Genomic DNA, 24688 nt, shown 5'->3' on the forward strand with positions numbered 1-24688 from the left:
ACTTTTTCTTGATATTTGTACATAGTATGCATGCATACCATTATTCTAATAATAGACAACATGAATATTCTTCCTCAAATTCTGTTTTTGATTGCTTTAGGCACTGCTGCATACTTTATTGGTCGCAGAGTAAACCTCATCAGGAAAACCATACTATTGGGAAAAGCTGAAAACCGATACGATAATCCTAGTCAAAGGCTAAAAAACATGCTATTGCTGGCTTTTGGACAGAAAAAAATGTTTGCTAAACCCATAGTGGCGATTCTGCATTTAGCGGTATATGTAGGCTTTATCATCATCAATCTTGAAGTGCTAGAAATTGTTTTGGATGGACTTTTGGGTACCCATCGTATTTTTTTAGAGCCTTTGGGTAACGTTTACTCATTTTTGATAAATTTCTTTGAAATACTGGCTTTGGCTGTAATAGTGGCTTGTGTGGTGTTCTTGATCAGACGAAACATAACCAAAGTGGAGCGTTTACAGGAAAGTCGCCACCGTGAAATGAAAAGTTGGCCTGTGAAAGATGGTAACATTATCTTGATTTTCGAGATTATTTTAATGGCTGCTTTCTTGAAAATGAACGCCGCCGACGCCGTACTCCAAAGCCGCGGTGTGGGTCATTTTGCAGAGGCCATTACAGGTTCTTTTGTAATCAGTCAATGGTTGGTGCCCATTATGGATAATTTCTCAGATGGTATGCTCATCTTTGCTGAAAGAGCGGCTTGGTGGTTTCATATATTGGGCATTATGGCTTTTGCCTTGTATGTTACTTATTCTAAGCACCTCCATATAGCTTTGGCTTTTCCAAATACTTATTTTTCGGACCTCAATCCAAAAGGAAAAATGAGTAATATGCCTACTGTAAGTACAGAGGTAAAAATAATGTTGGGTCTAGAACAAGCTCCCGAAACACCAGCAGAAGTGGGAAGGTTTGGAGCAAAAGACGTAGAAGACCTCTCTTGGAAAAACCTCATGGACGCCTACAGCTGCACCGAATGTGGCCGCTGTACTTCCGCATGCCCGGCCAATATTACAGGAAAGGCTCTATCGCCTCGCAAAATAATGATGGACACCAGAGATAGATTAGAAGACATTCAAAAAGGCTGGATTAAAAACGGAAATGATTACAAAGACGAAAAAAACCTATTAGGTGACTACATCTCTGATGAAGAAATATTGGCTTGCACAAGTTGCAACGCCTGCGTTCAGGAATGCCCCGTGATGATAAGCCCGTTAGACATTATCCTACAACTACGCCGCTACCGCGTAATGGAAGAAAGTCAAGCTCCTCAAAGCTGGAATATGATGTTTCAGAACCTCGAAACCAACATGGCTCCATGGAAATTTTCCCCTGACCAGAGATTTGATTGGGCGAAGGAGGATTAATTCTTGCCCTGAGCGAAGTCGAAGGGGGTTAATTGGTTAATTGGTTAATTGGTTAATTGGTTAATTGGTTAATTGGTTAATTGGTTAATTGGTTAATAAAAGTTTACCTATTCTATTTAGGTTCATTTCTGAGCCTTTTTGTATTAATTTGCGGAAATATTTTTGAGAAAACATAATTTCTTGGGTTCTCTAAACAATTACCTATTTCAATCAAAACACCCAATGAACCAAAACATCCAAAAACTATATGAAATAGCACAAAAGCCCTCTAGAAAAATCATTGGACTGATGTCGGGGACATCAATGGACGGCTTGGATGTGGCTCTTTGTGAATACAGAGGAAGTGGATTGGATACGAAAGTGAAGGTTTTGAAGTTTGAAACAATATCCTTTGCCGAAGATGTAAAAATTGAAATCAGAAAGATATTTGCAAAAAAAGAAATTGATTTTCAACAACTCTGCGTTTTAAATCCTTGGATTGGCAATTTGCATGGCGAAATAGTGAATCAGCTTTTAGAAAAATGGGGAATTAAAAATTCTGAAGTGGATTGTATTGCAAGCCACGGACAAACCGTTTTTCATGCTCCTAAAATTCAACATAAAATAGAGAAATTCCCAAATGCTACGCTCCAAATAGGCGATGGCGACCATTTGGCCGTTAAAACAGGCATCATAACGCTTTCAGATTTCAGACAAAAACACTGTGCTGCAGGAGGCGAAGGTGCTCCATTGGCTGTTTATGGCGACTACCTTATTTTCTCCGAAAAACATAAAAACAGAATCTTGCTCAATATGGGCGGTATTTCAAACTTTACGTTTTTGAGCGGAGACCTAAATCCTGAGAAAGTTTTTGCCACAGATACTGGCCCAGGAAACACCATTATGGATGCTTTTGTGCAGAAACATTTCGGAATTCCATTTGACAAAGAAGCTGAAATAGCATTGAAAGGAAAGGTATCAGAAAGCTTACTTTTAGAGTTGAAAAAGCATACTTTTTTTAAAGGTCCTTTACCTAAAACAACTGGTCCTGAGGTTTTCAACTTGGCTTATTTGGAAGTGGCTCTTGAAAATTCTAAAACTAAAGAGCTTTCGAGAGAAGATATTATGGCTACGCTTTGTCAGTTTACAGCCGAGACTATTACTGATTGTATTTTTTCTATTTCGGAAAACACCTTGCCTTCAGAGGTATTCATGAGTGGCGGTGGCATGCACAATCCCTTGATTGTAAATTTCTTACAAAACAGAATGCCGAACACAAAATTTCTAAGAACAGATGAAATTGGCATAGATGGAGACGCTAAAGAAGCCGTACTTTTTGCCACATTAGCCAACGAAGCACTATGTGGTGGCGAAACTGACTTTGGAATAAGAAAAGGCGTACCTAGCGTAAGTATGGGAAAAGTGAGTTTCCCAAATTGATTAATTTTTTCTAGATCCAACTCCTATCCCCACACCAACAACAGCAGATAGCGTCGTACCGTTTCCTGCTAGTCTATTGTACATCGTGAATCTGGTAAATTCATAACCCTCAGGCAGGTTTTGGTTATAATTGTTATACGTTCTTACGCCCATGCCCAAGAAAACATCTAAGATAGGAAAACCATTTTGACCAATAAATTCGTGGCCAAGTTTTAAATGTAAAGCCGCTACATTAACATTCAATAAATACGTAACACTAGGCGATTGAGGGTTGGAAATATTATCGGCACTTTTCTTTTCTAATACTTTTTTATACATAATTTCTTGTCCTAGATATCCCCTACCTTTCTTTTTAGAGGAAAATGGTCTGAAATATACGCGATGCTCTAACCTGAACATCATGGCCTTTTCGTTGCTTGAACTTTCGAAAATTTTATCATTACCAAAACCGAAAGTGGCCTGAACACTTCTCTTGGCACTCAAGAAATACTCACCTGAAAACTGAAGATGGGGGTCAACTTCCAAAAATGCTGCAAGGGGATTAAACTTAATACCAAAATTAGGCAAACTATCAGGAGAATAACTCCCAAATACATTGGAACAAATGAATAGAAAAAATATCGTAGCCCTCATTAATTTGAAGAATGTGCTTTAAAAATCGACACAGAATTGAATACAGGCGAATAAAAGTTATTCTACGGTCAAATATTTAATAAAATATATGCAAAGCACCAAGTATAAAATTTTCCTCTCTTGTTTTATCCTAAAAAAAATTATTTTCTAAATTTAAAACTACGATGAGACTTAATCTACTGTATATCAATATTATATACACAATAACTGATTTTTAAATTAAATAACTGAAAAAACAGTTGTAAAACTGATTATTTAGTTTTAAGTTTGTTTCATGATGGAAGAACTAACAAAAACAGAGGAGAAAATAATGCAAATAATCTGGAATTTAGGAAAATGCCTTGTTCGAGATATTATTGAAAAATTACCAGACGAACCCAAACCACCTTACAACACCATCTCGTCGGTGGTGAGGCTTTTGGAAAATAAAGGTTTTTTGGGGTTCAAGGCCTATGGTAAAACGCATGAATATTTCCCAATAATTACAAAAGACGAATACAAACAATATACTTTTAAAAAAGTATTTGCTAATTATTTCGACAACTCGGCCGAAAGCCTTTTGTCTTTTATGGTCAGAAAAGAAAACCTAAGTAAAGAAGAAATAGAGAACCTTAAAAAAATTATTGATAGCAATTAAACTAAACCAAAATGGAATATCTACTAAAATCCTCCGCTTGTCTTATTGGTTTTTATGGCCTTTACTATTTCGTTTTCCGTCAGTTCACTTTTCATACCGCCAACAGATTCTATTTGCTGATGAGTATTGGTTTGAGCGTTTTGATACCATTAGTTCACACTACCAAAACCGAAGTTGAATATTTAACAGCCGTGGAAAATCCGCCTGTTCCTACTTTGGTTTTTCCACAAATACAAAAAGAAGCTTCGAATACTAATTATTCAAAAATCGAAAAAACAGAAAAACCATTATGGAAGACTTTGGAAGTATCAGATTATTTTCTTCTCTTCTATTATGTAGGTATTCTGGTATCTATATTCATGCTTTTAAGAAATTTATCATTGATTTTTAAAGTAATAAAAACAGCAGATTATGAAAAAAAATCATTGAATTTGAAGATATTTGAAACCAGCAATTTCCTTGAAAATTCATCATTTTTCAATAATATTTTTATCAACTCAAAGCCGCTAAATCCAGACGAAAAATCCCTAATTATCGAACATGAAAGTTTGCATTGCAAAAAATTACACACGGTAGATTTACTGATAGTAGGAGTTCTAAAATGTACTTTCTGGTTTAATCCTGTAATTTATTTTTTGCAGAAATCTCTCAAAGAAATACATGAATATGAAGTTGATGAATTGATGACTAAATCGTTTAACCAAAAGGAATATGCAAATCTCCTATTAAAATTGGGCGTCTTTGCGGAGCTTTCATTTGTAAATCAAATGAGCAAAAAGCCGCTTTCACAAAGGATACATTTCATGTTTAAACCTGCCACCATTCATACAAAAAAATATCTGTATTTGATTGCGATACCACTAATTGCGGCTGCTTTCATGGCTTTTACAAAAGAAAAAATCGTAAAAGTTCTAAGAGAAAAAGGCAGTACCAAAACGGTTAAGAAAATAGAAGTAAAAGCGTATCCTTTAACCATTAAAAACGACCGAGATTATACCACTTGGGGACCAAGAGCATCATTAAGAATGTTGCCAACCAATATTTCTCTAAACTCACTCACTACAGTAAGGTACAACGGATTTAAATACGAAGTAAATCCAAACTCATTAACTGAAAGCACTATAAGTGATGTCAATAAAGAACTCAAGAAAAGAAACTTAGCCATAATAATCACAGAAAAAGTCCTTGACTTGGGTGGAAATTTCACAAAATTGGGCCTTTCTATCAAGCACCTTAAAAGTGGTAAAGCTTCAATACCTGAAATATTTGATATGAACAAGTGTAGAGAACAAGGGCAAAGCGGTGCGTTCTTTGTTTTCGATGCTTTTGATAGAAATTTCGAAAAATCACAGGTAAGCTACTTTTTCGGAAGCCCTCACTTGCTCATAAACAAGAGTCATTTAGATAGGAGTAAGCATAACACTTTCAACGTAAACTCGGAATCTTCCATTATCAGTCATAGTTCTGATTTGATAACCTATGTAGTTTACCCTGACAAGCTAACCCTTAAAGCGGCGGAAGAAGCCAAAGCATATTTCTCTGAGAATGACTTTAAGTTTGAATTGAAAGATTACGAATCAGATGCCGCTGGGAATTTGACCAAACTTAAGGTAGTCTTCGGAGGCCAAAGCCGATCTTTTGACTTGAATAAAATGCGTCATTGGGTAATATTAAAAAGCGAAGCGAATTCAAAACCTCAAAGAATGGATGAGTCGATGGTTTTTGAAGGAAATTTAAAAACCAAAGAAACTAAAATATCAGTGAATGATTTCTGGTTTAAAGCCATGGAAAAAACTGGAAGGTATGAAATACTTGGCAATAAAATAGTTGAAAAGGCTGCAGTTTTAAATCAAAAAAAAGAGACAAGAACCGTTTACGAAACCAATTTTCTTGGAGAAAACCCTTTGGTTATTATTAACGGGAAGGAATATCCAGCAGAAATTTTGACAAGAATAAATCCAAAAGTCTGCTTAATGCCTAAAATTCTTAGACCTGAAAATAAAATAGCCATCCAAAAATACGGAGAAAAAGCCAGAGATGGATATTTTGAATTATTAACGATGCAAGATTTTGTTCTAACTAATGAAAAAGAAATATTAATTGAAAAAGAGGTGATTGTTAAGCACCTTAACCTTCCAAAGAAGAGAATTCACAGGATTGAATTTGAAGATCTTGATGGAAATATTTTAAATAGAGTAATAGTTCACAGAGAAAACAGGGAAAGCGTCTTCTTTGAAATTGACTTCAAGAAGAGTAGTAAGATACTATTTATGTTAGATGGAAAACCAATAAGTGAAGAAGAATTGGCAAACTTTACCATCAGTATTTTAGAAGGAAAAGCTAGTCCAAAAATAACTACTGAGGATATTAAATTATACGGGCAGATTCTTATTAATTATGATGGTTTTGTATCGTTAAAAACCTACAACACCTTTGACTAGAACTATCCTATATCTTCAAGTACTTCACAAAGTGATTTCTTTTACCGACTTTTATGCGAAGCAGGTATAATCCCGGGCCACCTTTGAGTTCAAGATAAACATTGTGCAAGCCTGCTTGATAGGTTTTTTCATGTATCACACCCATTTCTTGCCCCGAAACATGGGCCTGAACAATCCGAACAGCACCCTGAAAATATAGTCGCATATTTAAAAACGCCGAATTGCCCTGTACTGGATTGGGATAAAGCGTAAACTTATCTTGCTCTGTAATATTCAAAGGACTCAACGGATTATCGGGAGAATTTAAATCCTGACTAACTTTCGGAACATCAGGTGGAGGCGGTAAAGTCACGTCCTTCTGCGTCGATTTAAGGAATCCTTTTTCTTCAATATAGGCAAATTTTGAACCCAATACATATTGTGCATATGCTGGAGTTTGACCAAACCAACTGACCATTATTTCGTAATACAAACTCCTAAAGTCTGTTCTGAACCATAAATTCTGAAAATCTCTAAAAGGCAAAAAAGCAAAATGATACCCAAAAATTTCACCTTTCACTGCCTCCCCAAATGCAAAGCCAACATTGGCAGTGCCGTGGTCTGTACCTAGGCTCCCGTTTTCGTAAGGCCTTCTACCAAACTCCGACGTAGTAATTCCTACAACCTTAGAGGCATGTCCCAGCTGCTCAATATCAGACTGAAAAGCACTGATAGCCTCGCTCAACTCAGCCAAAAGTCTTGAATGAACACCATCCAATACACCCTGATTAGAGTGCGTGTCATAACCATGATGTTCTACAAAATACACCTTAGATTTTAGTCCACCATTGATGAGCCTTGCCACCAATTTGAGCTGGTTAGACAAAGGTTGATCGGCATATTTCTCTATGTTCTTACCATTGTCGAAGGCCTTCTTTATTACCCTAGAATATTCGTTTACCTCAAGCCCTACTTTGTTTATATAATCAAACTCATTTAAAAAATATGCAGAACCACCTATGTTTATCTTGTTAGACTCTACAGACTGAGCTTGGCTATACAGTTGCTCCGCATCTTCCAAAACGATTGATTTTTCGCCACTTTCTCCCAAAAACATCAGCGACGGGTTCTGACCTATCTGCAAACAAAATGGGCTATCGGATTTCTCCGAAGGTCTTCCCCTGTCAAAATATCTGCCCAACCAACCCGTTTTCAAGGGTTCTGTGTCGCTGTTGGGAGTTATTCCACTCAACCAAATATCGGTAGACCTGAAATGTGAATAGTTGGGATTGTGATAACCTAAGCCATGCATTACTGCCAATTTTCCTGATTTAAACATGCCTAACATGCCATTCTTGGGCCCTTTTTTGAGATTGGGGTGCATAGCCATACCAAGTTCTTTACTGATAGGCTCCACAACGTTTTGGGGAATATGAAGCTTGGGTCTGTAAAGTGTATAATAGGAGTCCCATTCGTATGGAGTGATGGTGTTCATTCCATCGTTGCCGCCAAACTGCTGAATGATAACAAGAATGTTATCGTTTTCCGTGCTGACATTGGATGGATCAAATGCACTCACACGCATTTTGCCCAGAGATAGATTGGTAACTACCCCGACACCCATGGTGGATTGTTTTATGAAATCTCTTCTCTTTATCATTTTTTAAAATAAGAAATACTCCGGTGCCTTAATAATCTCGAAAAGGAAACTCCTAACTCGCTGACCAGCTTGTTCTTTGTTTTTGATGATTTCGTACCATTCATAATCGGGTGCCCCGCCCAAAAACGTATTTTTAAACTTCTTGAATCTTTCCTCTGACACAGGTCTTGCCAAAAATAATTCAATAAATCGCTCAGTAAGAATGTGTACTTCGCCACTTCCTTCAATACTTAAGGCCCAATCGGCCAGCCTTGTGTTTGAGTTATTGTCTATTATTTCTTTCAAAAAATGAATTGTTGTAGGTAATGTCTTAGTAGAAATCCAGGCCCTGTAACCTCTCCAACCTGCCACATTGGGTGGGTTAAAAAGTTCTAAACCGAGTGCTGCCATGATGTTTCTTGCATATCGGTCGTTATAGTCTATGTGTTTTACCATAGCTATAATCGTTTCAGCAGGGGATTTTATTTGTACGCCAATGTTAAGGTCATCAAAAAAATGTTGACTCTTGAAGAGTTTTTTCAACATGGGCTTCAATTCAAACCCATTATCAATAATCAACTGAGCCATTTGATCCACCACCGCATTATCGGTTTTTTGTGTATTTGCATACACAAAGTATTGATATATCTTGGTGCTCAAATATTTGGCAGCAACCTGTCCCTTTTTAGCTAAAATAACGTCTATGAGTTTCTGAACAGAGTTTTTATAGACATTTTGTTCGTTCACTTCATAATTCACGGAAAAAACCTCGCCCATGAATAACTTGGAGGTCTTATCAAATTGATTCGTGTTTAGAAAAGCCTTGTAGGGTGTACCCTCATCGAGAAACATGTTTACCTTCCAGCCTGTCAAAATTTTGGCCGCTTCTCGTATATCTTGTTCAGTATAGTTACCCACACCGAGTGAAAAAAGCTCCATCAGTTCCCTTGCATAATTCTCATTAGGCGACTCACTGATATTCTCATTGCCGTTTAAATACCTCAGCATGGCTCCGTCAATCGAAATCTGTTCCAGTAGCGTCCTGAAATTACCTGCATAGTTTTTTCTAAACAACTCGTTTTGGCGGTACATCGAAACAGATGGGATGTTATTGCAACTCGCAAACTGCGTAGCGAAATGGTCATGCCAAAAAAGAACCATTTTTTCCAAAAAGCTCTCGGAGTCCTTTTTCATTACGCCCACCCACCATTCGCCTAAGGTAAGGTTATACTCTCCCACTATAAGTGACTTTTTAGCCTCCGCCTCTTCACGTTGTTTGCCGGTAAGATTCCCTGGGTTTTTTATATGGTCATTTACAAAGAAAGGAGGTGTTGGGTTGATGTTGGCGTCTGCTTTGGCAAATAATTCATCCACCACAAAAGCGGCTGATTTACCAACATATTTATCAATAATGCTGTTGGACAAACTAAATGTGGCTCTTCGCAACAAATGTTGTACCTGAAGTCTATTGAGTGGCTGTGTGTACTCATCCAAACTAGCATTTATTTCTAGTCGGCTGTGGTTAAAATCAAACAAACCCTCTAAAAAATTTCTTCTAGAAACTACCGCCATTTTTTGTGTTGAAATTGTTACAAGTTATGTAGAAAATGGCGTTCTGCCAAATTAGAATTGTATTAGAGATGTTAATGAGGCAGTATGAGAAAGACAAAAGCCTTATTAAAATAATTTATTTATATTATTGAAATAAAACATATATTTGTGCTTGTTCAAAATTAAAAAAATATAAATGAAAAAAAATATTATAATTCTTGTAGCCTTTATTTTGGTTTCGGGCATTGCTTTTGCTCAGAAAAAGGGCAAATGGGAGAAACTAAGCGATGGAAAAACATTCAAAAACTGGCATATTTATAACCACGCTGGCGAGCCAGTAAATGCCAAGTGGAAAATCGTAGATGGTGCTTTTGTATTTGACCAAACTGCCAAAAGTGATTACAAAGTAAATGACTTAGTATCTGACAAAGCTTACGAAAACTTTGAGCTGGAATTGGACTGGAAAATTGCCAAAAACGGAAATAGTGGAATTTTTTATGGTGTATATGAAGATGCAAAATATAGCACGCCTTACCTGACAAGCCCTGAAATACAAGTGTTAGATGATGAAGGTCATCCTGATGCAAAACAAGGGAAAAACGGCAACCGCAAATCGGGATCTCTTTATGACATGATACCTTCAGCATCAAAAGGAAAACCTGCTGGCGAATGGAATAAAGTGAAAATCAAGAAGTTGAATAACCAAGTAACCGTTTGGCAAAATGGCGTACTAGCAGTGACATACCCTACCTCCGGCCCAGAATGGGACGCCATGGTAGCTGTAAGTAAATTTAAAGGTTGGGAAGGTTTTGGCAAATACTCAAATGGAAAAATCGGACTTCAAGACCACGGAAATGAGGTTTCATTTAAGAATATCAGAATAAAGGAATTATAAGGAATTCCACTTTTAAGCGTCGCCAATTGAAATAAAATCAATTGGCGATTTTTTTATTCCTTAAATCTAAACTGTTTGCCTTCGCTTATGGGCAAGCTTGGCTTACCTTTATAGTCTTGCACTACTCCTGAAATAAATACAGTGCGTCCAACATCGTCTTTGGTGATTTTAACTTCTGGTACCGCATCAGGAAAAACGGTTACACCAATTTCAGAATTAGGATAGCTTTCGTCAATATCTAAGAAAAGGATATCTTTTCCATTGCGGTCTGAATAGGGTTTTACGCCTTTTAAAATTCCTTTCAAAACTACTTCCTTACCAATATAGTTTTTGGCAGTTGCGGCGGTTATCGTGTCCGATTGAGCGAAAGAATTAAGTGACAAAAAGATAGAAATAATTATCAAAAGAGGTTTCATGGGTGTTTTTGATGTTTGTTTTTACAAATATATACACATAACAGCCAAATGTTTGTGGCTTTCTAAAACAATTCCATCACGCCGTTGGCCACTCGATTTTCTAAGTCTAGCAGATATCTTTTGTTTTCCAATCCACCCGCATAGCCAGTGAGGCTGCCGTTGGTGCCAATCACTCGGTGGCAAGGAATTACTATTGCCACTGGATTTTTACCATTGGCAGATGCCGCGGCTCGAATAACTTTTGGATCGCCTAGCTTATTGGCCATTTCGGCGTAAGTCCAAGTTTTTCCAAAAGGAATTTTGTATAACAAAGCCCATACTTTTTTCTGAAAATCTGTTCCTTCGGGCTCAAGTTTTAGACTAAACTCTTTTAGGTCTCCATCGAAATATTTTTGAAGTTCTTTTTGTGCTTTTAGTAATATTTCAGGTTGAATATCTGAGGGTTCTTCCAATTCTTTTACAAAACTAATGGCTTTAATAGCATATTCATCAGACTCAATTTTGAGCAAGTGATTAGCGGTTTTTAAAAATGTTTTGAAATATTCTGCCACAATTTTTAGAAAGAATAATACGAAATTAAGCAAAAAGGCAGAACTTTGATATCGAAAACACGATCGAATGCAAATAGCAGAAATTTACGAGAAATTTAAAGAAAGTAAGGGTGTTACAACCGACACCCGCAAGATTGGTCAAGGACAGATTTTCTTTGCCTTAAAAGGTGAGAAATTTAATGCCAATAACTTTGCGGAGCAGGCCATCGCTCTTGGAGCAAGCTACGCCGTAGTGGATGAAATGGAACATGCCCAAAATCCACAATGTATTTTGGTAGATGATGTACTAGAAACACTACAAAAATTGGCCAATTCCCATAGAAAGACATTTAACATTCCGGTGATAGGCCTGACGGGTTCAAACGGAAAAACGACCAATAAAGAGCTTTTGGTAAGGGTTTTAAGTAAGAATTTTAAAGTTCATGCCACCAAAGGAAACCTCAACAACCACATAGGCGTTCCTTTGACCCTACTCGAAATGACTGCTGAAACAGAGATGGCCGTGATAGAAATGGGAGCCAATCATCAGAAAGAAATAGCGATGTTGAGTAACATTTGTGAGCCAACACATGGTTTTATTACTAACCTTGGGAAAGCCCATTTAGAAGGTTTTGGTGGTGAAGAAGGCGTGAGAAAAGGCAAAGGAGAGCTTTTTGATTTTCTGAAAAATAGTCATGGAACCACATTTGTAAATCAAACCGACGAAAAATTGACTTCTCTGGTGAAAGAAAAAAACATGATGTTGGTGGTTTATTATGGAGCTGATGAATTTTCACTAAAAATGACCGCAGAAAGCCCTACAGTTTCTTTTCAAATACCTGACAGTGAGCAAATTTATATTACGCATATTGGTGGAAAATACAACTTTGACAATATGCAAACGGCCTTTGCTTTGGGTCGGTTTTTTGGAGTAAGTCATACTGATGCTGCAGAAGCTATTGCAGACTACAACCCTGACAATAACCGTTCACAAGTGATAGAAAAAGGGAGCAATTCGTTCCTGATGGATGCCTATAATGCCAATCCTTCGTCAATGGCGGCCTCTGTGAAAAACTTCGGTAACTTGAAAACCGAAAAACAAAAAGTGGTGATTTTGGGTGATATGTTTGAACTGGGTGAATACAGTCAAACCGAGCACGAAGCTTTGGGCAAATTGGCGTCTGAACAAGATTTTGATATTGTGGTACTTTATGGCGAAAACATGCATCACGCATTGATTCATTTACCCAAAGCTTACTATTTTACCGATAAGTTTTCTCTACATAACTGGTTGATAGAAAAGGCATTTGCCAATACTTATTTTCTTGTTAAGGGTTCTAGGGGTGTGGGATTGGAGAGTGTATTGACTGTGATGTAGCAGAATTTTTCTAAAATTGTACTTAACCAAGCTCTCGGGCGGAAGAGATGAATCTATAAGATAATAGTTACGAAAATCGCTAGTCGGCTATTTAGGAAAATTTGCCCTACCTTTGTAGAAAAAAACAAAACATGTCTTTCCAATCGCTCGGACTATCGAAACCTTTGCTGGAAGCCATCGAAAAGATGGAATATACGGAGCCTTATCCTATACAGCAACAGGCTATTCCGATAATTTTGAAAGGCAAAGATTTGCAGGCCAAGGCTCAAACGGGTTCGGGAAAAACCGCCAGTTTTGTATTGCCCATTCTGGAGCTTTTTCAGCAGAAAAAACCTTCTAGAAATTTACACCTAAAAGTACTCGTACTGGCTCCAACGCGAGAGCTGGCCATGCAAATAAGCGAAGTATTTAGTTCGTTTACAGTAGGTTTGCCCATTGCACCTAAAAATTTGGCGGTCTATGGCGGTGTGCCTTTGAACCAGCAAATGGTTAAACTCAAAAATACTGAAATCTTGGTGGCTACGCCAGGAAGATTGCTCGATATGGTTTCAACGAATTCTATTCATTTGGGCAAAATAGAAATTTTGGTGTTAGACGAAGCCGACAAAATGCTCGACATGGGTTTTCAGGACGAAATGGCAGATATTCTGAGATTGATTCCTGCGAAAAGACAAAATCTCCTGTTTTCGGCCACACTCGACCCCAAACTAGACAAGATAAAATCTTCAGTATTACATAAACCAGAAATTATTGAGATTGAGCCAGAAGTATTGAATCTGGATTTAATAAAACAAACGGCTTATATCGTAAAACCCGAAAGAAAAGGACCACTTTTGAGACATCTGATTGTTTCGCAAAATATGCAACAAGTGCTGGTATTTGTTTCAAGCACCCGCACTGCCGACAACGTGGTGGCCAAACTCAAAAAAAATGGCATAAATGCTACTGCCTTGCACAGTGACAAATCGCAAAGTGCTCGTAGTGAAGCGTTAAATTGCTTTAAAAAAGGCAAAATAAATATATTGGTGGCCACAGACATTGCTTCAAGAGGGATAGACATCGTTCATCTTCCGACGGTGCTTAACTACGAATTGCCCCGCTCACCCAAGGATTATGTGCATCGAATCGGGCGAACAGGTCGGGCAAATGCCAGTGGGGAAGCCATTTCTTTAGTGACTGAAGAAGAAGAACACCATTTTTATATTATTCAGAAAAAAATGGGGCGGAAAGTGGAGAAGATTGATGCTGAGACTTTGGATTTTAATTAATTGGTTTTAAAGAATCTACTTAAGTCTTCTTTGGGTCATTCCTTAAAATAAAATTCTAACTGAAAACTGTTGGAAAAAATTTGGATATTATCTTTCAAATTCTGAATTTAGATGAAATATATAACTCAGGCTCATGAAACATAATTCCCTAATTATTAAATTATTATTTCTGTTTTTCCTCATTGTCGGTTTCAATCTTTTTGCTCAGCAAAAGATGAACAAACCTGAACAACTAAAACTTACGCCGCAAACTTATAAATCTCGAATAGATGAGTCAGTAAAAAATAGTCTGAATCAAATCTATGAGCAAAAAAGCGTAATGGATCAGGTAATACCTGACGATCTTATTGTGCAAGGAAGTGGTTGTTTTGGGTTTGACTGTATAAACAATGAATCCTTTGGTTTTGATACAATACGCATAAAAGAAAATAATACCAGAATAGGTTTTGATGATACAAGCACTGGAGCATTTCCTGCTAACGATTGGCAAATAACTGCCAATGAAAGTGCAAGTGGAGGGTTAAACAAATTTTCAATTGAGGACATCACTGGTGCTAAAGTTCCATTTACAGTTGTTTCGGGAGCGAAAACAAACGCATTATTTGTAAGTAGCAATAGTAATATCGGAATTGGCACTTCAACTCCGGTATTAAACGCTCATATTTTAACTTCGAATACCCCAGCCATTCGTTTAGACCAAGATAATTCAGGAGGGTATACCCCTCAAGTTTGGGATATTGCAGGAAATGAGGCTAATTTTTTTGTGAGAGATATTACTGGAGGTAGTAGGTTGCCATTTAGAATAAGACCAGGAGCACCTACAAACAGTATTGATATTCAGGCAGATGGTACAATAAAAATCGTAAATTCAATTGTTCCGAATTCTGATATAAGACTAAAAAAGAATTTTGAAAAAATAGGAAATGCCACTTCATTGATTAACCAAATGAATCCGATGAAATATGATTTCAAATATCAAGAACTGAAAGAAATGGGTTTGCCGAAAGAAAGACAATTTGGATTGATCGCTCAGGAACTCGAAAAAGTTGTTCCTGAATTGGTTTTTCAACATTCAGAAGGTAAAAATCAAGAACACTATAAAGGAATAAATTATACGGGACTGATACCCATTCTTATTCAAGGAATGAAAGATCAACAGGCTGAAATTGAAGCTTTAAAACAAAAATTAGTCAATTATGAAACGATAGATTCCAGATTGACACAAATTGAAGCTTTACTTTCAAATCAAACCAAAAATATCAAATCAGAAAAATAATGAAAACAATATATATTACACTCTTCCTTTGTTTTGTTGCCATCCTCTCTAATGCTCAAAAAATTGATGAAAATGGCCGTGAAATTGGAATTTCGAGAACTGCCAAAATAATTCCACAGCCCTATGTGGCTCTTGACGTTCCAAAAACAATAAAATTTGGGGCTACCTTTAATGTAAATTATACTTTACCTGAAGGCAAAAAATCAGGAAAACTGAAATTATTTAATCCTCTAAAAGACGAAGAACTGATAGTGTTTGATTTGGCCGATGAAAAAGGTCAAGTCGCTATCCAAACTGCTGAGCTCAAAACAAAAGGTTTAGTATTAGGCCTATATTCTGATGAAAACTTAATTGCTACTTGCAAAGTAGGATACAATTAAAAAAACAAGAATAAGGCAGGTAAATCTTGTCCTGGTTGGTTTACTTTTGTGTTTTAAACCAATTTCTTGAAAAACAACCCTTACATATACATGCTCCGCATGGCTTGGAAATATTCCAAAGGCGAAAAATTGCGTTTCGCTTGGGTATATTTTAGGTTTATGATGAGCAATGTAGTGCAGGCGTTGTATCCTGTCATCTATGGGGTTTTTGTAAACGATGTGCAGAAAAATGGCACCGACGTGATGCGGCACGTTTGGATTTATGCAGCTGGATTTTTAGGAATTAGATTGGGTGACTGGATTTTTCACGGGCCAGCAAGACTCACCGAAAGAGAGTTGGCTTTCACTATGAGCCGAAATTTCCTTCAAGAAATGTATCACAAAACGCTTAAACTTCCTGTAAAATGGCACCAAGACAACCATTCTGGTGCAACAATCAATAGAGTCAGAAAAGCATATGAAGCACTTAGAGACTTTTTCCAACAAGGATTCGAGTATTTACACACTATATTCAAATTTGTCTTTTCTTTTGGTGCTATGGTCTATTTTTCACCGCTTTTTGGAGGAATTTCAATCATTTTTGGGGCTATTATTGTCTTTATTATTCTAAAGTTTGATAAACCATATATGCAAACTTTAGACGAAGTAAACGAAGGAGAACATGTAGTTTCATCAACACTTTTCGATAGCCTCTCTAATGTAGTGACAGTGATAACACTTAGACTAGAGTCAAGAATGGAAAATGGTTTATTAGAAAAAGTTAAGATGATCTTAAAGCCATTCAAACGAAATGTGGCAATCAATGAATGGAAGTGGTTTGTAACAGATTTGTTGGTAGGTTTCATTTATGTTTTTGTGATGCTGGGCTACGTCTGGCAAAACTGGGAGATTGGAAAGCCATTTATGTTGGGTGGTTTGGTGATGTTGATGGGATACGTGGAGCGTTTTACAAGTGTGTTTCACGGTGTGGCATATTTATACACCGACGTAGTTAAACATGCTACAAATGTGCGTACTGCTCAAAGCATTTTAGACGCCTACGAAGAAAATCATATCGCGGAGTTGGAGAAAACCCTTCCAGAAAATTGGGAGAAAATTGAAATAAAAAATTTGAATTACACACATCAAGGACGAGAAACGAATGTTGAAAACTCTAATTATTTTGCTGGAATAAAGAATTTAAATTTTGAAATTAAAAAAGGACAAAAAATTGCATTAATTGGTGAAAGCGGAAGTGGAAAAAGTACTTTATTAGCTATTTTAAGAGGACTTTATGGCCCAGAAACCTCTGAAATAATCATTGATGGGGAAGTTAAAAAAGAAGGAATAGCATTGATTTCAAATTATGTAACTTTTTTCCCTCAAGAACCAGAAATATTTGAAAATACCATAGCATATAACATTACACTTGGACTACCGTGTAACGAAGAACTGATGCAAGAAATATGTGAAAATGTTCATTTTTTAGAAGTTATTGGCCAACTTCCCAATGGCTTTGAAAGTAATATTGTTGAAAAAGGTGTCAATCTTTCTGGCGGACAGAAACAACGCCTGGCTTTGGCAAGAGGCGTGTTTGCGGCTCAGGATTCTGAGATAATTCTGTTAGATGAACCTACGAGCAGCGTGGACCCTATGACCGAGAGCAAAATTTACAAAAACCTTTTTGAGCGGTTTAATAAGCAAGTTATCATTTCTTCTCTCCACAGATTGCATCTGCTGCCGCTTTTCGATTACATCTACGTGATGGAAGGTGGTCAGGTAAAAGCGGAAGGAAATCTAGAATTTCTTTTAAAATCTTCTGAAACATTTCAAAAACTTTGGAAACATCAAGAAGACCTAATTGTAACTTCATAACCTAGTTATAGAAAAAATAAATGAACTTTAGACTTATTTTATTCTTATCATTATTATTATCTCAAACGGTTTTAGCTCAAACTCAAAATGAGGTTAATCACAAAATACATATAAAAAAAATTAATAGGCCTATAAAAATTGATGGAATATTAGATGAGGCAGAATGGCTTAATGCCGATGCCACCACACCATTTAACCAACAGTTCCCATATGATACCTCTTTGGCCATTATGCAAACACAAGCAAAAATAATGTTTGATGATACTTATTTGTATTACAGCTTTGTTTCGTATCAACCTCGACAATATAGGGTAACCTCTTTAAAAAGGGACTTTCCTCAAGGAGGCGGCACAGACCTAGTAAGTTTAAATATAGATACTTTTAAAGACAAACAAAACGGCTTCCATTTTTCTGTTAATCCCTATGGTGTGCAAAGAGAATCCTTGCTATTTAACGGTAACGAAATAACCAACGATTGGGATAATAAATGGATAACCGAAGTAAAAAATTATGAAGACAAATGGGTAGTGGAATGTGCTATTCCTTTTAGGATTCTCCGCTACAGTCTTAATCCAAATGGAATAAATGAATGGAATATTAATTTTTTTAGAAATAACTTATTGATTAACGAAAGGTCCTCTTGGACAAAAATGCCGAGGAGTGGCCGAGGCAATGATTTGGCTTTTGGGGGAACCTTAATTTGGGATGATGCACCTCCAGAACCAGCTAGAAATATTACCCTAATCCCCTATTTCATAGCAAGCACTACTTCAGATTATATTAACAATAAACCTGTTCAAAATAAAGCAAATATAGGTTTTGATGCGAAGGTTTCTTTGACCCCTTCCCTGAATCTTGACCTAACAGTAAATCCAGACTTCTCACAAGTTGAAGTTGACAGACAGGTTACCAATTTAAGTAGATTCGAATTGCTTTTTCCTGAAAGGAGGCAGTTTTTCATAGAAAACAATGACTTATTTGGATCATTCGGTTCTACTCAAATTAATCCATTTTTTTCTAGAAGAATTGGCATAGCCCGGGCATCAAATACTTATATAGAAGATATTAATGGCGATGGAAAAGTCGACACTACTTCATATTCCAAAACGGATGGAGTTCCTATTTTAGCAGGAGCAAGAGTAAGTGGTAAGATCGATAATAATTGGAGAGTGGGGTTTTTAACTATGCAAACTCGGGCCAAAGAAATAGCATTAACTACTAAACATAGTGTAAATGTACCGCAAGCCAACTATAGTGTTTTTGCAATCCAAAGGAAAGTACTGACGCGATCAAACATCGGATTTATATTTGCAAACAAGCAAAACTATTTTAAAGAGGAAAAAAGTTATGTTGGCAATATACCAAGTACTTCAGATTTTCATAGAATAGTAGGAGTAGATTTTAATTATGCATCTAGAAACGGATTTTGGCAAAATAAACTCTTTTTCCATAAAGCTCTAACCCCAGAAAAAATTGAGCAACAAGAAACTGCAGGCCTTTTGATTGGTCATGACTCTCCTCGTTTCAATATCGAATCAAACACATCGTATGTTGGTAAAAATTATACTGCCGAAATCGGATATGTACCTCGACAAGATTTTATTAGAAATGCATCGTCTGCTTTTATCAATTTTTACCCAACTAATGAAAAAATCAATAAACATTTAAACAGTTGGGGTTTAGGTGTGGATTGGGATTATGTGAAAAGGCAATCTGACGGTTTAAATACGGATTGGGATGGCACTCCTTTAATAATTACGCTTCGATTCAGAAACAATGCCAACATTCGTTTTTCTCCTTATCGAAACGATTATACCTATTTGTTTTCAGATTTTGACCCTACCAATACCGGAGGAAAAACCCTGAAAGCAGGGACATCTTATAACTATAAAAGCACGCGAATCTTTTATCAGTCTAATACTAATAAATTATTCTATTATAATTTTCAAGCTAGAATCGGTGACTATTTCAACGGAAAAATCAGTGCATTGGGAGGTAGTTCAAACTATAGAATTATTCCTTACGCTTTACTTTCTGTAGATTTGAATTATAGTAAAATCAGGCTACCCAAAGGTTATAATAGTTCTCAACTTTGGTTAGAGAGCCCAAGGGCAGAAATTACTTTCACTAAGAGTTTATTTTTTACCACATTTGTTCAATATAACAATCAAGCCAATAACGTAAACATAAACTCTCGGCTTCAATGGAGATTTAAGCCTGTAAGTGACCTATTCATTGTATATACTGATAACTATTTTGCAACAGCTACCGAAAGTGTTTATAATTTGGGTTATTTGGGTTCAAAAAGTAAGTCATTGGTTGTCAAATTTAATTATTGGCTAAATTTATAAAGAATAAAGCTTGATAAATTTGCATTATTCTATTTAGTGTTATCTTTTTTTTACCTTTAAAAATGATGATTTTTAATAGTCAATAAACAAATAGTTTTTATTTATTCCTAAAACATATATTAAAATGATAGGATACGATATCATAATACAACACAGTGTGTTTGAAAAAAAAGCAATAGGTAAGGTCTCTTCGTAATCAGAATAAATGATCAATCAGAAATCACCGAATTTGGCCATACGGGCATCGTGCCAGAGCAAGGTTTTACCTCCGTGAATTTATATTATCCCCAAACCAAAACAAGTTAAATTGTTCTTGAAAATCAGTGTTTTGAGGATTTTAGTATCAGTTATTTTTTTGAGGCTGAAGTCAGAAAAATTGTACGAGAAAGTGGGATTTTGGAATAAAAAAAAGGGCCGAAGCCCTTCTTGATTTTCACAGGTGAGTATTTTACGACAAGGCATTCTTACAAAACTCCAAACATTTCTGAACTTCTTTCACAGAGTTTGATCCTTCTGGTATTTTGTATTCCAATTCTACTGTCGCTGGGAATTTATACTTATTGTCTCTCATTATTTTCAGCACGTCTGCCAAAGGCGTGTCACCAGTTCCCCATGGCAAGTTTCCTTTACCATTGGCGGCATTTTGGCGGTCTTTGATGTGCATGCTGAGTATATTCTTGTTCATTTTTTTCACAAAAGCCAGCGGTTCTATGTTGCCAGCTGCCACAAAATGCCCCAAATCAAGGTTTAAACCGTTGGCTGGTGATTGGCTCAAAGCTGTATCCCAGAAAGTTGGCGTTTGTTGTTCGTGGCCATGATAACCCACTCTTACACCATACTTTTCGGCCAATTTACCTAATCTCATTGTTTGTGCATCGTCTGATGGGTGTTCTAGTGTTACTTGATTAGCACCTAAAGCTTTTGCGGCTTTCATTCCATAAGCCACATCATCATCACTATTGTCTTTTCCAAAGGCATTTGGCTTGAAACCGTATATCGATACTCCTGCTTTTTTATACATTTTACCTACTTCCTCAAATTTACTCATTTGCACACTCGACCTCCATCTTTTCACCTCGGCGTTGTATTCTTTCATCTGAGCATCGGCGGCATCGAGTTTTTTGGTTTCCTCTTCTGTCAAAGGTTGTTTTTCTCTTCTTTTACGCATCAAAGGGAAAAAAGTTCGCATATCAACAGGATTTTTTGGTCTTCCTGCAAAAGTTTCGGCTGGATCACCCATAAGCTCCACTGCACTTATACCACTGTCTAGGATATACTGAAGCGTCGCCTCGGCACTTTGGTCGGGCATTTCTCTAAACGAGTAAGTAATCACACCAATCTGTACACCTTTTATTAACGAACCTCCTTTATAGAGGTCTCTGATAATGGCTGGAGCTCCGAAAATTTTAGTCGAACCCAATACTGAGCCAGTAATCAAGGCTGCGTTGGTAATAAACTGCCGACGAGAAACTTGAGATTTATCTGTTTTTTCCATGAGAGTTTTAGAATAAATGAATGAGTTTTTAATAGAATATTATCTTATAAAACTACAATTTAAAAATAAATATATCCTATAAAAACGACATTATTGTTCCTATTTCCGATGATAAGGCAAAATTAACCGACAAAGAGATTATTTGGAAAAGGCAATTTTATAGTTTTTGTAAACATTGAGGTCTGGCAATGGGTTTAATGAATGATTAATACACCAAAACAATATTTGATGAAACGCCTGAAAGTCGAACAGTTTCTGCCAATTAGTCTTGAAAAAGCATGGGATTTTTTCTCTTCTCCAAAAAATCTGAACGAGATAACTCCGCCAGAAATGACCTTCAAAATCCTTTATGATATTCCCGAAAAAATGTATGAGGGACTGATGATTAGTTACAAAGTCTCGCCCATGCTGAATATTCCGCTCGATTGGGTGACGGAGATTACACATATAAAAGAAAACGAGTTTTTTGTAGACGAGCAACGTCTTGGGCCATACAATATTTGGCACCATGAACACCATTTTAAAGCCGTCGACGGTGGCGTGTTGATGACGGATATTCTTCATTACGACATCGGAAAGTGGATTTTTGGTTGGATTGCAGGTAAATTGTTCGTAGACGCCAAAGTGCAAGGCATTTTTACCTATCGGAAAATTATTTTGGAAAAAATGTTTCCAGTATAAAATTTTACTTTGACAGCTTTGGGTTTCTGAAGTTGATATTTTAAAATTCACTATAAATATCCATCCTTGTTAATCAAAAATTATTAATTTTCGAAAAAAAACAAGCCCATGTCAAAAGTAAAAGCCCTCATTGAAGCCGTTGGCGATTCCCGCCAACGGTTCTTAAAAACAATCTCTCAAATCCCTGAAAAGCAAGCACAAGCCAAGCCTAATGCTGACGTTTGGAATGCTGTGGAGATAACCGAGCATCTGTTTTGGGCAGAGCAAGGCGGTTTGTTTGGAATGTGGAAAGTGTTGGATGCTTTGAAAAACGGAGATGATAGCATTCAGAAAGCCAACGCTCCTTTTCAAGGACTAGAAATAGAAGCAATAATTGCCCAAACTTGGCAAGAAAAAGAGTTAGTTCCAGCAGTAGCTGCACCACGCTTAGGCGGAACACTTGCCTTTTGGTCTGCTTCTTTGAACAGTTTACAGGGCATCCTTGAAACACTCGGAAATGAATTGTCAGACAGTGACTTGCATTTGCTTGCTCACCCACATCCGATTTCAGGGGTGTTGGATTTCCAGCAAAGATTTGAATTTCTTCGGTTTCATATTGATCGACACAATGAACAAGTAAAACAACTGATTTGAAAAGCAGTTTATTTAACCTTTAAAATTCTGAAACTCTTTGCAGGAATTTTGACCTCATTCTGAAATTGACCGCCATCTAAAACATCCTCAAACGACGGCTTGATCGGAAGCATTCCTTTGTATCTTTCCAAACTAAGAGAGGCCTCTTTGTCGTTTTTGTTGAGCACGACAAAATACTTCTCTTTTTCATTAAATCTAAAATACGAATAAATTCCATCTTCTGGGGCAAAGTGAATGAGCTTACCATTATGAATAGCAGTTGCGGATTTACGCCAATTGAGTAATTTTTTTACAAATTCTCGCATCTCCGATTGTAGCGGGCTAAGGTTTTTATTTTGAAAAACATCTACTTTATCACCTTCCCAACCCCCTGGTAAATCTGCCCTTATCAAGCCGTCGTTTCTTTCTTTCGGTGAGGTCATGGCCAGCTCTGTTCCATAAAAAAACTGCGGGATTCCTCGTGTTGTAAATATTACAGCCAATCCCATTTTTAACAAATCTTTATCTTCATCCAGCTGGGTGTATATTCGGTTCATGTCGTGGTTGTCAAAGAAAGTCACCAGATTGTTTGGATTGGCATAAAGATAGTCATCAGACAAACATTGATACAATTTCAGCATGCCTTTTCCCCAGTCTTTGTCGTTTTCTTTGAGACCTTCTATGAGTGCATTGTTTAGTGGAAAATCCATCATCGAAGGCAGATAAGAATGATAACCGTCTCTGTTCATCTGTCCTTTTTGCCAATAGGCCGTTACGGCTTGGCGGGTAGACCACTCTTCGCCTACCATGTTCAGTTTTGGATATTCGTCCATCACTGCTTTTGACCAAACCGATAAGAAGTTTTTGTCAGAATATGGATACGTATCAATTCGCAGTCCGTCTAAGTCAGCGAATTCTATCCACCATAATGTGTTTTGAATGAGATAATTGGCCATGAAAGGATTTCGTTGGTTCATGTCTGGCATTGCAGTTACAAACCACCCTTGGGTCATTTTGTCCACGTCTGTTTTGGCGGCATACGGGTCGTGCATCACTTCTCTTTGGTGGTTGGTCGGGGCAAATTTCCCTTCATTGTTTATCCAATCTTTTGAGGGCAAGTCCGTCATCCACCAATGGTTGAGTCCACAATGGTTCAACACCACATCTCTGATAAATTTCAAGCCTTTTTGTTTAGATTCTTTTACCATATTTTGGTAATCGTCATTGCTACCGTATCGTGGATCTATTTTGTAGAAGTCCGTTATAGCATAGCCGTGGTAACTGGCTTCGTTCATTTTGTTTTCTTCCAATGGCATTGGCCATATAGTAGTAAAGCCCATTTCCGAAATGTAATCCAAGTTTTTTCTTATACCAGCAATGTCCCCGCCATGGCGGCCATAATCTTTCGCCCGGTTGAGGGCATCTGGATAGCCAGAAATATTGTCATTTTTTGGATCCCCATTGGCAAATCTGTCAGGAGTAAGGAGGTAAATAACGTCTTTTGGACTGTAGCCTTCTCTTTGAGCCGAGTTTGGTTTTCTATTTTTTAAATCTAGAAAATACTCGGTTTTAATTTTACCCTTTGAGAAATTGAAAGGCACTTTTCCAGGTTTTGCATTACCAGAAATCAACAAATCTGCAAAAAGATAATTGGGGTTCTCCGTTTTATTGATTTTTACCAATTTCACTCCAGGATAATTGACATTCAGACTAAAGGTCGAAATATCTTTTCCATGAATCAGAACTTGCAATTTAGGGTTTTTCATACCTATCCACCAAGAAGCGGGCTCGAAATGCTCAATAGCCTGTCCATAGGTTTTTAAGCTAATAATCAGAAGGATAACAAGTAGTTTTTTCATAGGTATTC

Annotated in this window: 20 protein-coding genes; 13 read left to right on the forward strand and 7 right to left on the reverse strand. The window is 37.0% G+C overall.

Annotation, left to right across the window (positions count from 1 at the left end; all coding sequences use genetic code 11):
• The first annotated feature begins 60 nt into the window (after nt 1–60).
• A complete protein-coding gene (locus tag EGI24_RS00005) occupies nt 61–1386 on the forward strand; it encodes a (Fe-S)-binding protein (RefSeq protein ID WP_255046365.1) in 1326 nt (441 codons plus the stop codon).
• A gap of 222 nt (nt 1387–1608) precedes the next feature.
• A complete protein-coding gene (locus EGI24_RS00010; protein WP_255046089.1) occupies nt 1609–2805 on the forward strand; it encodes an anhydro-N-acetylmuramic acid kinase in 1197 nt (398 codons plus the stop codon).
• On the opposite strand, the gene EGI24_RS00015 is transcribed toward EGI24_RS00010, so the two are convergent.
• Entirely contained in the window at nt 2806–3438 is a 633-nt protein-coding gene (locus EGI24_RS00015; RefSeq protein ID WP_255046090.1) for a hypothetical protein, read from the reverse strand.
• Nucleotides 3439–3712: 274 nt separating this feature from the next.
• On the opposite strand from EGI24_RS00015, the gene EGI24_RS00020 reads away from it, so the two are divergent.
• Together EGI24_RS00020 and EGI24_RS00025 are read left to right on the forward strand one after the other, a co-directional pair.
• On the forward strand, nt 3713–4075 hold the full coding sequence (locus tag EGI24_RS00020; protein ID WP_310586067.1) for a BlaI/MecI/CopY family transcriptional regulator: 363 nt from the start codon (nt 3713–3715) through the stop codon (nt 4073–4075).
• 11 nt (nt 4076–4086) lie between these two features.
• On the forward strand, nt 4087–6516 hold the full coding sequence (locus EGI24_RS00025; RefSeq protein WP_255046091.1) for a M56 family metallopeptidase: 2430 nt from the start codon (nt 4087–4089) through the stop codon (nt 6514–6516).
• A 7-nt stretch (nt 6517–6523) separates the two neighbouring features.
• Here EGI24_RS00025 and EGI24_RS00030 read toward each other — a convergent pair whose 3' ends face one another.
• Together EGI24_RS00030 and EGI24_RS00035 are read right to left on the reverse strand one after the other, a co-directional pair.
• The gene (locus EGI24_RS00030) at nt 6524–8155 is read right to left on the reverse strand and encodes a DUF1501 domain-containing protein (protein ID WP_255046092.1); all 1632 of its coding nucleotides are present in this window, start codon (nt 8153–8155) and stop codon (nt 6524–6526) included.
• Nucleotides 8156–8158: 3 nt separating this feature from the next.
• On the reverse strand, nt 8159–9706 hold the full coding sequence (locus tag EGI24_RS00035) for a DUF1800 family protein (RefSeq protein WP_255046093.1): 1548 nt from the start codon (nt 9704–9706) through the stop codon (nt 8159–8161).
• 175 nt (nt 9707–9881) lie between these two features.
• Between EGI24_RS00035 and EGI24_RS00040 the strand changes: the two genes are divergently transcribed.
• A complete protein-coding gene (locus EGI24_RS00040) occupies nt 9882–10580 on the forward strand; it encodes a DUF1080 domain-containing protein (RefSeq protein ID WP_255046094.1) in 699 nt (232 codons plus the stop codon).
• Nucleotides 10581–10633: 53 nt separating this feature from the next.
• On the opposite strand, the gene EGI24_RS00045 is transcribed toward EGI24_RS00040, so the two are convergent.
• Complete coding sequence (locus EGI24_RS00045; protein WP_255046095.1) at nt 10634–10996, reverse strand: hypothetical protein; 363 nt, start codon at nt 10994–10996, stop codon at nt 10634–10636.
• A 62-nt stretch (nt 10997–11058) separates the two neighbouring features.
• Nucleotides 11059–11547 (reverse strand): methylated-DNA--[protein]-cysteine S-methyltransferase, encoded by a 489-nt coding sequence (locus tag EGI24_RS00050; RefSeq protein ID WP_255046096.1) that lies wholly within the window; start codon nt 11545–11547, stop codon nt 11059–11061.
• Nucleotides 11548–11614: 67 nt separating this feature from the next.
• Between EGI24_RS00050 and murF the strand changes: the two genes are divergently transcribed.
• From murF to EGI24_RS00080, 6 genes are all read left to right on the forward strand, one after another.
• Nucleotides 11615–12904 (forward strand): UDP-N-acetylmuramoyl-tripeptide--D-alanyl-D-alanine ligase, encoded by a 1290-nt coding sequence (murF, locus tag EGI24_RS00055; RefSeq protein WP_255046097.1) that lies wholly within the window; start codon nt 11615–11617, stop codon nt 12902–12904.
• 131 nt (nt 12905–13035) lie between these two features.
• On the forward strand, nt 13036–14172 hold the full coding sequence (locus EGI24_RS00060) for a DEAD/DEAH box helicase (protein ID WP_255046098.1): 1137 nt from the start codon (nt 13036–13038) through the stop codon (nt 14170–14172).
• A 214-nt stretch (nt 14173–14386) separates the two neighbouring features.
• The gene (locus EGI24_RS00065) at nt 14387–15448 is read left to right on the forward strand and encodes a tail fiber domain-containing protein (protein WP_255046099.1); all 1062 of its coding nucleotides are present in this window, start codon (nt 14387–14389) and stop codon (nt 15446–15448) included.
• Entirely contained in the window at nt 15448–15828 is a 381-nt protein-coding gene (locus tag EGI24_RS00070) for a hypothetical protein (protein ID WP_255046100.1), read from the forward strand. The genes EGI24_RS00065 and EGI24_RS00070 overlap by 1 nt, the downstream gene beginning before the upstream one ends.
• Before the next feature lie 66 nt (nt 15829–15894).
• Nucleotides 15895–17682, forward strand: coding sequence for an ABC transporter ATP-binding protein (locus EGI24_RS00075; RefSeq protein ID WP_310586068.1), 1788 nt, complete (start codon nt 15895–15897; stop codon nt 17680–17682).
• Nucleotides 17683–17702: 20 nt separating this feature from the next.
• On the forward strand, nt 17703–20033 hold the full coding sequence (locus EGI24_RS00080; RefSeq protein ID WP_255046101.1) for a DUF5916 domain-containing protein: 2331 nt from the start codon (nt 17703–17705) through the stop codon (nt 20031–20033).
• Nucleotides 20034–20481: 448 nt separating this feature from the next.
• Here the strand turns inward: EGI24_RS00080 and EGI24_RS00085 are convergent, their stop codons facing one another.
• Nucleotides 20482–21528 (reverse strand): sugar phosphate isomerase/epimerase, encoded by a 1047-nt coding sequence (locus tag EGI24_RS00085; RefSeq protein WP_255046102.1) that lies wholly within the window; start codon nt 21526–21528, stop codon nt 20482–20484.
• A 228-nt stretch (nt 21529–21756) separates the two neighbouring features.
• Here EGI24_RS00085 and EGI24_RS00090 point away from each other — a divergent pair, with 228 nt between their 5' ends.
• Both EGI24_RS00090 and EGI24_RS00095 read left to right on the forward strand, forming a co-directional pair.
• Entirely contained in the window at nt 21757–22209 is a 453-nt protein-coding gene (locus EGI24_RS00090; RefSeq protein WP_255046103.1) for an SRPBCC family protein, read from the forward strand.
• Nucleotides 22210–22317: 108 nt separating this feature from the next.
• On the forward strand, nt 22318–22842 hold the full coding sequence (locus EGI24_RS00095; RefSeq protein ID WP_255046104.1) for a DinB family protein: 525 nt from the start codon (nt 22318–22320) through the stop codon (nt 22840–22842).
• Between the two features lie 8 nt (nt 22843–22850).
• Here EGI24_RS00095 and EGI24_RS00100 read toward each other — a convergent pair whose 3' ends face one another.
• On the reverse strand, nt 22851–24680 hold the full coding sequence (locus EGI24_RS00100; protein WP_255046105.1) for a glycoside hydrolase family 13 protein: 1830 nt from the start codon (nt 24678–24680) through the stop codon (nt 22851–22853).
• Nucleotides 24681–24688 lie beyond the last annotated feature (8 nt).

It is taken from the genome of Lacihabitans sp. CS3-21 (assembly GCF_024343675.1).
Lineage (GTDB): Bacteria > Bacteroidota > Bacteroidia > Cytophagales > Spirosomataceae > Leadbetterella.

Coding starts and splice junctions, on each gene's coding strand:
- EGI24_RS00020 (WP_310586067.1), top strand. CDS start 3,713: ATGATGGAAGAACTAACAAAAACAGAGGAGAAAATAATGCAAATAATC.
- EGI24_RS00040 (WP_255046094.1), top strand. CDS start 9,882: ATGAAAAAAAATATTATAATTCTTGTAGCCTTTATTTTGGTTTCGGGC.
- EGI24_RS00065 (WP_255046099.1), top strand. CDS start 14,387: ATGAACAAACCTGAACAACTAAAACTTACGCCGCAAACTTATAAATCT.
- EGI24_RS00100 (WP_255046105.1), bottom strand. CDS start 24,680: ATGAAAAAACTACTTGTTATCCTTCTGATTATTAGCTTAAAAACCTAT.
- EGI24_RS00015 (WP_255046090.1), bottom strand. CDS start 3,438: ATGAGGGCTACGATATTTTTTCTATTCATTTGTTCCAATGTATTTGGG.
- EGI24_RS00045 (WP_255046095.1), bottom strand. CDS start 10,996: ATGAAACCTCTTTTGATAATTATTTCTATCTTTTTGTCACTTAATTCT.
- EGI24_RS00060 (WP_255046098.1), top strand. CDS start 13,036: ATGTCTTTCCAATCGCTCGGACTATCGAAACCTTTGCTGGAAGCCATC.
- EGI24_RS00070 (WP_255046100.1), top strand. CDS start 15,448: ATGAAAACAATATATATTACACTCTTCCTTTGTTTTGTTGCCATCCTC.
- EGI24_RS00095 (WP_255046104.1), top strand. CDS start 22,318: ATGTCAAAAGTAAAAGCCCTCATTGAAGCCGTTGGCGATTCCCGCCAA.
- EGI24_RS00090 (WP_255046103.1), top strand. CDS start 21,757: ATGAAACGCCTGAAAGTCGAACAGTTTCTGCCAATTAGTCTTGAAAAA.
- EGI24_RS00080 (WP_255046101.1), top strand. CDS start 17,703: ATGAACTTTAGACTTATTTTATTCTTATCATTATTATTATCTCAAACG.
- EGI24_RS00085 (WP_255046102.1), bottom strand. CDS start 21,528: ATGGAAAAAACAGATAAATCTCAAGTTTCTCGTCGGCAGTTTATTACC.
- EGI24_RS00035 (WP_255046093.1), bottom strand. CDS start 9,706: ATGGCGGTAGTTTCTAGAAGAAATTTTTTAGAGGGTTTGTTTGATTTT.
- EGI24_RS00030 (WP_255046092.1), bottom strand. CDS start 8,155: ATGATAAAGAGAAGAGATTTCATAAAACAATCCACCATGGGTGTCGGG.
- murF (WP_255046097.1), top strand. CDS start 11,615: ATGCAAATAGCAGAAATTTACGAGAAATTTAAAGAAAGTAAGGGTGTT.
- EGI24_RS00005 (WP_255046365.1), top strand. CDS start 61: ATGAATATTCTTCCTCAAATTCTGTTTTTGATTGCTTTAGGCACTGCT.
- EGI24_RS00010 (WP_255046089.1), top strand. CDS start 1,609: ATGAACCAAAACATCCAAAAACTATATGAAATAGCACAAAAGCCCTCT.
- EGI24_RS00025 (WP_255046091.1), top strand. CDS start 4,087: ATGGAATATCTACTAAAATCCTCCGCTTGTCTTATTGGTTTTTATGGC.